General features: G+C 48.5%; 8 protein-coding genes. 6 read left to right on the forward strand and 2 right to left on the reverse strand.

Features of this window, described 5'->3' with window-relative positions; all coding sequences use genetic code 11:
* Window position 1 precedes the first annotated feature (1 nt).
* The 6 genes from EMM73_RS11875 to EMM73_RS11900 all read left to right on the forward strand — a co-directional run bounded on the left by EMM73_RS11875 (window position 2) and on the right by EMM73_RS11900 (window position 9,395).
* Complete coding sequence (locus tag EMM73_RS11875) at window positions 2-1,141, forward strand: helix-turn-helix domain-containing protein (protein ID WP_127686645.1); 1,140 nt, start codon at window positions 2-4, stop codon at window positions 1,139-1,141.
* Window positions 1,138-1,626, forward strand: coding sequence for a DUF4411 family protein (locus tag EMM73_RS11880; protein WP_127686646.1), 489 nt, complete (start codon window positions 1,138-1,140; stop codon window positions 1,624-1,626). Before EMM73_RS11875 ends, EMM73_RS11880 begins: the two co-directional genes overlap by 4 nt.
* A 322-nt stretch (window positions 1,627-1,948) precedes the next feature.
* Window positions 1,949-4,642 (forward strand): TonB-dependent receptor, encoded by a 2,694-nt coding sequence (locus EMM73_RS11885; protein WP_127686647.1) that lies wholly within the window; start codon window positions 1,949-1,951, stop codon window positions 4,640-4,642.
* A gap of 111 nt (window positions 4,643-4,753) precedes the next feature.
* Window positions 4,754-7,393, forward strand: coding sequence for a glycoside hydrolase family 3 protein (locus EMM73_RS11890; RefSeq protein ID WP_127686648.1), 2,640 nt, complete (start codon window positions 4,754-4,756; stop codon window positions 7,391-7,393).
* A gap of 77 nt (window positions 7,394-7,470) precedes the next feature.
* The gene (locus EMM73_RS11895) at window positions 7,471-8,550 is read left to right on the forward strand and encodes a sensor histidine kinase (RefSeq protein ID WP_127686649.1); all 1,080 of its coding nucleotides are present in this window, start codon (window positions 7,471-7,473) and stop codon (window positions 8,548-8,550) included.
* An 11-nt stretch (window positions 8,551-8,561) separates the two neighbouring features.
* Entirely contained in the window at window positions 8,562-9,395 is an 834-nt protein-coding gene (locus EMM73_RS11900) for a LytR/AlgR family response regulator transcription factor (RefSeq protein ID WP_127686650.1), read from the forward strand.
* Between the two features lie 652 nt (window positions 9,396-10,047).
* On the opposite strand, the gene istB is transcribed toward EMM73_RS11900, so the two are convergent.
* Window positions 10,048-10,794 (reverse strand): IS21-like element helper ATPase IstB, encoded by a 747-nt coding sequence (gene istB, locus EMM73_RS11905; RefSeq protein WP_127686651.1) that lies wholly within the window; start codon window positions 10,792-10,794, stop codon window positions 10,048-10,050.
* Between the two features lie 10 nt (window positions 10,795-10,804).
* Window positions 10,805-11,575: Mu transposase domain-containing protein (locus EMM73_RS20065; protein WP_409994307.1), on the reverse strand; the 771-nt coding region annotated here is incomplete at its 5' end.

Raw genomic sequence — 11,575 nt, forward strand, 5'->3', positions numbered from 1 at the left:
AATGAGCAACGCAAAAATCAATAAAGCAATGCTGAGCTGGGCGCGTGAGCGTTCTGGCTTCACTTTGCCTGAATTTGCGCGAAAGCTTGGAGTGACAGACGAAAAGTTGATGCAATGGGAAGCTGGTGAACGTGAGCTAACCTTTGTTCAGGCTATGGCATTTGCTGACAAAGCCCATGTGCCATTTGGTTATTTGTTTCTGCATCAGCCTCCTGTGGAAAGCCTGCCGATCCCTGATTTACGCACAGTTGGTTCTGCCGAACTGAGACGTCCGAGTGCTGAACTTCTCGACCTGCTTAAGAACATGCTGGAATGTCAGGATTGGTATCGTGACTATGCACGCAATCAGCTGTTGGAACCTGTTGATCTGGTTGGCAGCTTTCGTGTTGAACAAGGCGTGGCTGCTGTTGTTGCTGATATGCGCGCAAAACTGCAAATTCCACCACACCCGAAACGTGGCACTTGGGTTGAATATTATCGAGACTTAGTGCAGCGAATTGAACGCTTGGGCATCTTAGTCATGAGGCAATCCAGCTTGGGGCATCATAGCAGGCCATTTAGTGTCGACGAGTTTCGTGGTTTTGCGTTGTGCGATGAATTTGCTCCTATTATCTTTGTTAATCATGCTGATGCGCCTGGTGCAAGGTTGTTTACGCTGATCCACGAGTTATGTCATATCTGGATTGGGCAGACCGGTGTGTCTGATGGCAACGCGAACAGTCATAGTGCCGAAGAACAGTTTTGTAATGCAGTGGCGGCTGAGATGTTAGTGCCTACGGATGAATTTTTACGGCACTGGCGAAAAGACCTTGAGCTGTGGCAAAAGAATCTGCCGGAGCTGGAAGCTCAGTTTCATGTCAGTACCTGGGCATTGGCCAGAAAAGCACTGACACTTGGCTTGATTGGTCAGGATGAATATGTGGCTTATATAAAGGCCCAAACTGACGCCTATCAAGAAAGACAAATTGAAGGTGGCGGCCCGACTTACTTCAAAACCAAAAAAGCTCAAATCAGTCAGCTGTTCTCTAAAGCTGTGGTGAGTGAGGCTTTAAATGGCAAACTCTTGCTCAGAGATGCGGGTTGGATGCTCGGCATGAAGCCAGCCAATGTTGCTAAATTTGCACAGGAGCTTGGCCTTTGATTTATCTGCTGGATGCAAATACCTATATTGAAGCCAAAAACTCTTATTACGACATGGAGTTTTGTCCTGCCTATTGGCAGTGGTTGGACAAACAGTTTGCAGCTGGTATTGCTGGCAGTATTGATATGATTGGCCGTGAATTAAAAGAGGGTAACGACGCGTTGGCAGACTGGGTGAAAGCTCGTGGTGTTCAATTTATTGCCAACGATGATGACGCTACCCAAACGGCTTATATTGCCATCATCTACTATGTGATGGCTCAGAGCTTTAATCCAGGCAATCGTGACAAGTTTCTTGAAAAAGCTGATCCTTGGTTAATCGCCAAAGCAATGGTGACAGGTGCTGTGGTGGTGACCCACGAAAGCCTGGTGAGTGACACCACAAAAAAAGTGAAAGTGCCAAATATCTGTAAGCAATTTGGGGTTAGCTGTATTAATACCTTTGATTTTTTGCGTGCAACCAAGGCGAAGTTTGGTCTGATATAGGCATGTATATTTATGCTTAAAACAAGCGAACTGGCAGGTTGAAATTTTTAAAAGGTTTTCTCTCTTCATTCAATAAACGGGCGCCCGCAAGGGACGCCCCTACAAAAGATCCTGAACCACTGCGCCGTTTTTCATGACTATTTTTCAATACTGGCACACCACAACTCTGTGTAAATCGTGTTGTAGTGTGACCAACTCGCCTTGTCGAATCTCTGTATCTCTGCGTTTCGCCTGCCATTAAGGTTCATGCCGTGGCAAACCCAAGCATTTAGTTCGCCATAAAAACACAAAACAAAAAGTCATTACAGACAGGGGTTAAATAATGCATAAACGTAACGCACTTTCGCTTGCGATAGCGATGGCATGCGCTTTTTCTGCCGTCGCGCAGCAAGCGGATGTTAACAACGGCACCGAAACGACCACAGCACAAACCACCACCAATGAAACCGAACTGGAAGTCATTTCAGTGACGGCCACCAAACGCAAAACCAAACTGATGGAAACACCAGTGGCTATTTCAGCCCTGAGTGAAACCCAGCTGCAGCAACATGGCGTCAACAGCGTAAAAGACATCGCTGATTTAGTGCCAGGCCTCGACATTGCCGTGGCTTCAGAGCAGGCAGCTCCTGTGATTACCATGCGTGGTATTCGTTCTACCAACATTACTGAATTAGGTGACCCAGCAGTTGGTGTGCACTTAGATGGTATTTATTCACCTCGTATGCAGGGCGCGCTGGCCTTAATGTATGACGTAGAGCGTGTAGAAGCTTTGCGTGGCCCACAAGGCACCTTGTTTGGCCGTAACTCCACTGTGGGTAGCATTAATGTTCTGACGGCAAAACCAGAATTTGACAGCACTTATGGCAACGTCAATACCGAGATAGGCCGCTTTAACGCAATCAGCACTGGCGGTGTATTTAACCTGCCTATTTCAGATGAATTTGCCGTCCGTTTTTCTGGCAAAACCTTAAAACGTGATTCCTATGTTGAAGGCTACTGGGATCCAAATCAGTACGACACCCGTTATTTGCCACAAGGCGTATTGAATGCTGAAGTGATTTCAGACGACTCTTATCAGGGCATTGGCCAGACGCTGACTCAGCGCGAAAACTGGTGGATAGATGCGGCTGGCACCGACCCTGAAGCGCAAAAAGTGCGCGCTTTAACACCGGCTGATAAAGCTGATTTTTACAACAACGCTAACGAGCATTCGTTCCGCGTAAGCACCTTGTGGGAGCCTTCTGCTGGTAGTTTCTCTAACCACACTGTGTTCCAGTACTACAAAAACGACAGCGCAGGTTCTGTCGAAATGGTGAACTGCGAAAAACTGCGTGGCAGACCCGCTGAATTTGGTGGCGACTGTTCTACATTTTTACCAAGCGACAATACCTATCAGGCGGTAGTCAACGTACCTGGTAAATTGGAGCTGGATATTACCTATCTGCGTAACACCTTGAACTACGAACTGACAGATGAACTTGATCTGGTCTGGTTAACGGGTTTCGAAGATATGAAAAGGCAGTCGGCGCAGGATACAGAAATCGGCCTGGACGTGTGGGACGGAGCTATGTTCTTCCTCGATGGCACTGGTGCCCGTTCTTACTCGACTGAACTGCAGCTGCAGTCTGACGAGCTTGGTGATTTAGTCTGGATAGCAGGGGTAAACCTGTTCCATGAAAAAACCACTACTGTAGGTTATTACGACAACCCAATGGACGACAAAGCCTTTTGGGATCAACCCGACCGTTCTACCGACGCTTTTGCTGCTTTTGGTCAGGCTACTTATAACCTGAGTACAGATTTGCACCTGACGTTGGGCTATCGCTTCAGTGATGAAACCAAAGAAGACGTGGGCGGGCGAACCTTGCGTTGCTCCAATGCCGATGGTTGTGCTCCAGGCTGGTTTAACCGCACTATTTTAGCTGAATTACCGACCAATGCTTTTGAAAACCCGGCCATTTATCAGTCTTCTTTTGCTAACGACAACAAAGGCAGCTGGCAGAATAGTGATTTCCGCCTGGGTCTGGACTACGACTTCAGCGAAAACACCATGGTCTATGGCTATGTGGCATCAGGCTTTAAAGCAGGTGGCATAGGTGATGTGTTTGAAGTCGTCAATGACAGAACTGGTCAGGTGCAGCGTTTTGAAACCCAGTTTGACCCTGAGCAAGTGCTGACATACGAGTTGGGTACAAAAACCAGCTTGTTAGACAACTCACTGAATTTACAAGCTGTGTTCTTTTATACCGATTATCAGGATATGCAATATGCTTCAGTTGGTTCTATCGGCAATGTGGAGCGTCTGGCCGCGATAGAGAATCCGGATGGCAGCCCTGTATTGGATCAAAATGGTCAGCCTGTGCTGGATTACCGCAATATGCCGGTGATTGCTTACTACACCCAAAACGTGCCGGGTTCGACCATCAAAGGTATTGAGCTGGAGTTTGACTGGAAACCTTATCCAAGTGGCCGAGTCACAGGTTATGTCACCTGGACCGATGCCCGCATTACGGATGACTGGATCACCAAATGGGACTACGACCCAGAGTACTTGTTTGACTTGTCCTATGAAGAATCCATCGATCCGGAAAACACCTTACTGACGACCAATCTGAAAGGGAATCAGCTGGCCATGGTGCCTGAATACACCGCCAACTTAAGTTACACCCATAGCTTTGATTTAGCCGACTACGGTTACATTCATGGCTGGTTTAATGTCAATTGGAAGGATAAGTCCTACAACACCATTTGGAACCTGGATAAGCATCTGGACGATATGGAATTTGCAGTTCCTGATGAAGCTTTAGCTTATGTTGACGATAGCCGTGATTCCTACACATCAGTCAATGCGTCACTTAAGTATGAGCCTAAAGATCAAGTTTGGTTTGCGGAGCTGTTTATCAGCAATGCCACCAACGAAATAGTGCAGCAATGGAGTAACACAGGCAAAGGCTTCCCGAAAGGTAGCTTTGGTATGCCGCGTTACTACGGAGTTCGTGCAGGCTTTAATTTCTAATTTTGATTGCCTTTAACAGAAACCGCTCAGCTGTTGTGAGCGGTTTCTTTTTATCAGGTACTTAACACCTGGCCTGTCAGGCCGCTGTGATGACTGCGAAGGAAGATTTTTATGATCAGAACCGGGTTCAACACCACCCTTACTAAAACCATCAACAAAAAGCAAAGCCTGGCGCTGAGCTTGCTACTTATGACTGTTGCGGCTCAAACCCTGGCTGCTGATCCCCAAAGCAACACTAAGGCAGAGATACAACCTGAAAGCACAGCCGTACAGTGGCCTTATGTCAATACGGTGTTAAAACCTGATCCAGAGCTGGAAAAAGCGCTGGACCAGATACTGGCACGGATGACACTGGCGCAAAAAGTTGCGCAGATGATCCAGCCGGAAATCGGTTATTTGTCCATAGCACAAATGCGCAAGTACGGCTTTGGTTCTTACCTCAATGGCGGTAATACAGCGCCTTATGGTCAAAAACAAGCTTCTGCAGAGGTTTGGTTAAAATACGCGGACGAAATGTATGAGGCTTCTGTCGATGCCAAAGAAGATGGCAGCCGTATTCCAACCATTTGGGGCACAGACGCTATGCACGGCCACAGCAATGTCTATGGCGCCACTTTGTTTCCACACAATATAGGTTTGGGTGCAGCCAATGATCCAGAGCTTATCCACCGTATTGGTGTGGCGACCGCTAAAGAAGTTGCGGTCACTGGTATTGAATGGAGCTTTGCACCTACAGTAGCTGTAGTACGTGACGACCGCTGGGGCCGCACTTATGAAAGTTACTCTGAAGACCCAGCCATAGTCAAAGCTTATGCCGGCCAGATGGTGTCAGGTTTACAGGGCACTTTGGGCAAAGATTTTCTGCAGGGTTTTGGCCGTATTGCCACAGCCAAGCACTTTGTCGGCGATGGCGGCACTGAAAAAGGCATAGACCGCGGTGACACCCTGGTTGATGAGCAAGGCCTGCGTGATATTCACGCTGCAGGCTATATGACAGCCATTCAGGCTGGTGTGCAGTCGGTGATGGTGTCTTTTAACAGCTGGAATGGCGTGCGCTTGCATGGCCATAAATATCTGCTGACCGATGTACTGAAAAACCAAATGGGTTTTGATGGTTTTGTCGTCACTGACTGGAACGGCCATAAGTTTGTAGAAGGGTGCGATTTGGAACAGTGCGCCGGTGCTATTAATGCTGGTGTCGATGTACTGATGGTCCCAGAGCACTTTGAAGCTTTTTACCACAATACGATTCGCCAGGTAGAGCAGGGTATTATCCCTATGGCGCGGATAGACGACGCAGTACGACGCTTTTTACGGGCGAAAATTCGCTGGGGCCTGCTGGAACGTGGCAAACCGTCCAGCCGGGTTGAATCTGCTCAAATGGCGGTATTTAACAGTCAGGAGCATAAAGAACTAGCGCGGGAAGCGGTGCGTAAATCTTTAGTGCTGTTAAAAAACAACCAAAAAGTACTGCCGTTATCAGCGAAAAGCCGGGTGTTGGTGGCTGGTGATGGTGCAGATAACATTGCCAAACAAGCAGGGGGCTGGAGCGTGTCCTGGCAGGGTACAGACAACACCAACGCTGATTTCCCCAATGCCACTTCTGTCTACCAGGGCTTACGCCAACAAGTTGAAGCTGCAGGCGGAAAAGTCGAACTGGCGGTGGATGGCAACTACAGCCAAAAACCTGATGTAGCAATAGTGGTGATAGGCGAAAACCCTTATGCCGAATGGTTTGGCGATATTCAGCAGCTGGAATACCAGCACGGCGATAAGAGCGATTTAGCCTTAATTAAAAAGCTAAAACAGCAGGGTATTCCAGTGGTCACGGTATTTTTAACGGGCCGGCCGCTGTGGACCAATAAAGAACTGAACGCCTCCGACGCCTTTGTGGTGGCCTGGTTACCGGGTTCGGAAGGGCAGGGCGTAGCTGATGTGCTGCTGGCTGATAGTCAGGGCAAAGCGCGTTATGATTTCCAGGGTAAACTGAGTTTTTCCTGGCCAAAGTATGACCATCAGTTTGTGCTGAACAAAGGCGATGCCAACTATGACCCCTTGTTTGCTTATGGCTATGGCTTAACTTATGCAGAGCAGACAGAACTTGGCACTTTGTCTGAGCAGGTATCGGCAACAGCAGCAAGCAGTTCGGATCAAGGCATTCAGCCGTTGTTTTTACGCAACTTATCAGCTGATATGGCCTGGGTGTTATCGGACACTAGCGCAGCGGGCTCTCAAAATAGCGCTGCGCAAAACTCAGCGGCTTTAATCACTACGCCTTATGGTGTCAGTGCTGACGGTAAAAGTTTGGCTATGCAGTCGGTGAATTTGTCCTACCAGGAAGATGGTCGACAGTTACGTTGGAATGCAGCGGCCAAGGCATCAGCCAGCTTGCGTTATATCAAGCCTGTTGCTGCATCCAAATACAAAACAGCCAAGGCATTGCGTTTTAGCTTGCGCTTCGACCAGCACCTACCAGCAGAACTAAGCCTGGCTGTGCTTTGTGATCAGCAAGGACTTTGTCAGCGTCAGTTGTCACTGACAGAACCACTTGCGCACTTAAAGCCTGGTGTATGGCATACTGTGGAAGTGGCACTGGATTGTGCTGACGCCTCAGCCGTAAAACGCATTTCAGATGCGTTGGTGTTTAGCTCAAGCGGACAGCATAGTTTAGCGGTGGCAGAGATGGTGCTTTCTGCACAAAAAAGTACAGAAGCGGCTCAAGGTACTGTGCTGATAGGCTGCGCAAATTAGCCAAGCTGATCACTACTAAAGAACGAACAGTGCTGCTTTTCATAGCAAGGCTGTTCGTTTTTTTTAATTGGAATTGAATGGTGTTGCAATCTTTAAGTCGTAATCAACTATTCTGGCTCTGTCAAAGCGGTGGCTGGGCTGTGTATGCTGTACTGACAGCGCTGATGATTAAAATTCCCAGTCAGGAACCCTGGCAGCTAGGGTTGCCGCATCTGCTGTTGGATACCAGCTTTGGCTTTATGCTTACCCTGTTATTGCGGGCCTGGTACCATCATGTCAGCGCGCAACACACCGGCTCAAAAATTCTCTGGCATTTACTGGTGATTTTGCTCGGCTGTCTGGTGTGGACTCAGTGGAAGTGGCAAACCTTGCAGTGGCTCTATGGCCAGATCTGGCAGTCTATGACCTGGTTCGACTTCGGCACCTGGAACTCTGCTTCTTTAACTATTTTACTCACCTGGACCGCTTTGTATTACGCCTCCAAAGCCACCTTCGAAACCATGGAGCAGCGACAAAAGGCAGCGGAAGCTATTCATCTGGCCAAAGAGGCCCAGTTAAAAATGCTGCGCTATCAGCTCAATCCGCATTTTATGTTTAACAGCATTAACGCCATTTGCACCTTAATTTTAAAGCAGGAAAATCAGCATGCGGTGTCTATGCTGGAAAAGCTCTGCGATTTGCTGCGTTACAGCCTGTACACAGACCCTTTAGCCAAAGTGACAGTGGCAGAAGAAATACTGATTTTACAAACTTACTTCGATGTGGAGCAGTGCCGGTTCAGAAATAAGCTGAACGTATCTATTGTGGCCGACGAGAACGTCAAAGGCCTGCTGATGCCCTCATTGCTACTGCAACCTCTGGCAGAAAACGCACTGAAACATGGCATGCGTATGTCGCAACAAAGTTATGCCATTACTGTGAGCTTTAGTCAGCAAAACGGCCAGTTGCAGATCCGTATGCTGGACAATGGCAGTGGTTTTGCTGAGCAACCTGAGGCAGCGTCTACAGGCCCATCTACTGGTATAGGCCTGCACAATTGTGAGGAGCGTTTAGCGCTGATTTATCCTGACCAAAGTTCTTTTAGTTTTGGCAACAGAGCGGAAGAGGGCGCCTGGATCCAAATTAACATACCTCAAGAACGACAAGCTCTGCCTTAGTGGTGAACAAGATGACGATAGTAAAGACTCTGATCGTAGACGACGAACCAGCAGCCATCGAAGGCCTGCGATTGCGACTGGATGCCTTCCCACACATTCAGGTGATAGGCGAAGCCAACAGCGTAGCTGAAGCTATCACTTTGATTCATATTCAGAGGCCAGATCTGATTTTTCTGGATATTGAAATGCCTGAGCAAAGCGGCTTTGAGCTGATCCGGCAACTTCAACCCGAGCATTGCCCGGCCATAGTCTTTGTCACCGCCTTTCATCAACACGCGGTCAAAGCCTTTGAAGTACGAGCTCTTGATTACTTACTAAAACCAGTGAAACTGGAACGTTTAGCTGAAGCTATAGCCAGGGTGAGTGAGTTAACGAGCAACAGTGCCGACAAAGCACAACTGTTGTCTGCAGTTGCAGAAATTACTAAAGAACAGCAGGCGGGCAACGCCGGGAGCAGTAAAGAGCGCAGTGCTGAGGACAATGCAGAAGCAGCCGAGCCGCAATACTGTATAGAACGGCAGAAACTGGTGATCCAGGATGGGCGCAACCCTATTCAGTTGATCCCTTATCAGGACATTATCTGGATTGACGCCGCCGGAGACTATATGTGTGTGCACACCCAGGCCGAGACTTATGTGATGCGGGCCAGGCTAAAAAGCCTGATTGACGAGCGGCTACCCGATGTCTTTGTTCGCATTCATAAATCAACAGTGGTGAACCTGACCTATATCGAAAAACTACAACCGCTCTGCAACTCGGAATACAACGCTGTGTTGCTGAACCAAAAGGTACTGAAAGTAAGCCGCACCTATGCCAAAGCCTTGAAGCAGAGGTTGTTGGGGTAGATTACTAAAGCAGCAACTTGGAGATGTGACAGCTGGTGATTTTTAGGCGCTATAAACCTGTTGGTGATTGACTAAAAATAAGGAAAAGCGGAAATGATGCACACCGCAAGACCTGACTTCGTGCGCTAATGATATGACAGCTGAGCTTGCCAAGATCCACGCCTAATGTTTTGATAGACATGATGATTCGCCTCTTTTGGTTTGGTCACCTCATCCTAAGTCAGTGCGCGTGCGCGGAGGGTCAAGTCTTGCCCTGTGCCCCGTCAAATCATAACCAACCAAAAATGTTCATAAAATCAAAAAACAATAGAAAAACATCACCAATTCATTCACAACTAATGATGTGCCCACCCCCTAAAACATCGGGGCACGGGGCAAGACTTGACCCCAAGCTTTTCGTTTCTTTGGTTGTAGGCTATTTAGGGAAAATGAAATCTATTGGAAAGCCAGCGAATTGATTTTGAAAAATTTTTTTGGGGTGAAAGATGCATTTTCCTTCTTGGTTTGTATGTAATTCCAGCTTGAACACTGGAATATTATGAGTTTGATAAAATTCTTTTGCAGATAAAATGACATGCGTATTTCGGTTTGTCCGGCCAGCTGTTTCGGTATCGTCCGGCCATCTGATCTTTTCTTCGTAACTCCTCACTTTTTAACTTACTTCCGCTGGTTCAGCCAGACTTTTTTTCCGTTGCGATTCGCCTGTTAATTCCAGCCGATGGGCGTTGTGGATCAATCGGTCTAACAGCGCATCTGCTACCGTCGGATTTTCCATTAATCCATACCATTCGCGCACCGGTAATTGGCTGACGATCACTGTGCTTCGTTGCTCGTATCTGTCTTCAATCACATCCAGCAGATCGCTGATTTGTTTCCCTTTAAACCCTTCTAATCCCCAGTCGTCCAGGATCAGCAGATCCAGTTTTTGCAGCTGGCTTAATTGTTTTAAATAACTGCCATCGGCATGCCCCAGTTTCAGCGCTTCCATCAGGCGACCCAGCCGGTAGTACCTCACCTTTTTGTTCTGCCTGCATGCTTGTTCTCCCAGCGCACAGGCCAGATAGGTTTTGCCGCAGCCTGTTGCTCCCGTGATCAGCACGTTTTGGCCGTAGTTCAGGTGATGCCCTTGCAGCAGTGGCGTCAGTTGCTCTGGCCGTATGCCACGTCGTGCCGGGTATTTTAGCTCCTCCGGACTGGCCCGAAGTCGCAGTCCTGCTTCTTTGCGAAGCCGAATCAGGCGGGTGTTGTCGCGTGAGAACTGCTCTTGTTCCACCAACAATCCCAGCCGTTCTTCGAAGCTCAAGCCATTGTAGTTATGCGGATTTTGCCTTTGCAGCTCCAGCGCTTTGGCCATCGCCGCCATTTTCAGCTGGCGTAATTGCGTCATGATCAAATCCATTATTCTGTCCTTATTGGTAGTGGTGAGGGCCACGTAAGTTGGTGTGGTGAAGCGCCGGGCCATTGCTTTCGGCGTCAGGTTGAGTTTGATCGAAGCCGTTTTTCAGCAGGTTTTTGATAAAGCCGGTGAACGTCGCCTGTTGTTGCAGTGCCATGCCGCAAGCGCGTTCCAGCCGTTGGCTGCCATAACTTTTTTGCAGGCCAAGCAATGCCAGGCAGGTGCGCTGAGCTAAGACCGGATGGGCTTTGCGCCGCTCTATCGCGAGCACGACACCCAGCGTATCCGGCCCTATTTGTTCTGCCCATTGCCTTAATCGCTCTGGCCCCCATTCCTGATGCGCGGCATGCGCCGGTGGCAAGTGTGATAATTCCGAGGTTTGACCGAAGGCTTTGCTGCTTCTCACATGCTGCGCCACACACTGGCCTTTGTGATGCACCCGGATCATGGTGGCGGTGGCCTGTATTTCCAGCCGCTCACCGCACAAGGCATGCGGCACCGAGTAGTAATGTTTATCGAATATAAGGTGGTAATCCGGTCCCACTTTGGCCACTTTGTATTCTGTGTATTCATACGGGAATGCAGGCAGCGCTTTGAGTGCAGGCAGGTCAATTTGTTGGAACAAGTCTTTACGACTCAGACCGTTATAAGCTTTCATCGGCCGCTCGTTTAGCTGGTGATTCAACAATCGAATAGCCTGATTCAGAGCCTCCAGCGAGTAAAAGGTCTGGTGGCGCAGTCGCGCTAATACCCAGTGCGTATTCTGATTTATCTGAACACCTAT

The sequence above is a fragment of the Rheinheimera sediminis genome (assembly GCF_004005375.1).
Taxonomy (GTDB): domain Bacteria; phylum Pseudomonadota; class Gammaproteobacteria; order Enterobacterales; family Alteromonadaceae; genus Pararheinheimera.

Coding starts and splice junctions, on each gene's coding strand:
- EMM73_RS11875 (WP_127686645.1), top strand. CDS start 2: ATGAGCAACGCAAAAATCAATAAAGCAATGCTGAGCTGGGCGCGTGAG.
- EMM73_RS11885 (WP_127686647.1), top strand. CDS start 1,949: ATGCATAAACGTAACGCACTTTCGCTTGCGATAGCGATGGCATGCGCT.
- EMM73_RS11890 (WP_127686648.1), top strand. CDS start 4,754: ATGATCAGAACCGGGTTCAACACCACCCTTACTAAAACCATCAACAAA.
- EMM73_RS11895 (WP_127686649.1), top strand. CDS start 7,471: ATGGTGTTGCAATCTTTAAGTCGTAATCAACTATTCTGGCTCTGTCAA.
- EMM73_RS11900 (WP_127686650.1), top strand. CDS start 8,562: ATGACGATAGTAAAGACTCTGATCGTAGACGACGAACCAGCAGCCATC.
- istB (WP_127686651.1), bottom strand. CDS start 10,794: ATGGATTTGATCATGACGCAATTACGCCAGCTGAAAATGGCGGCGATG.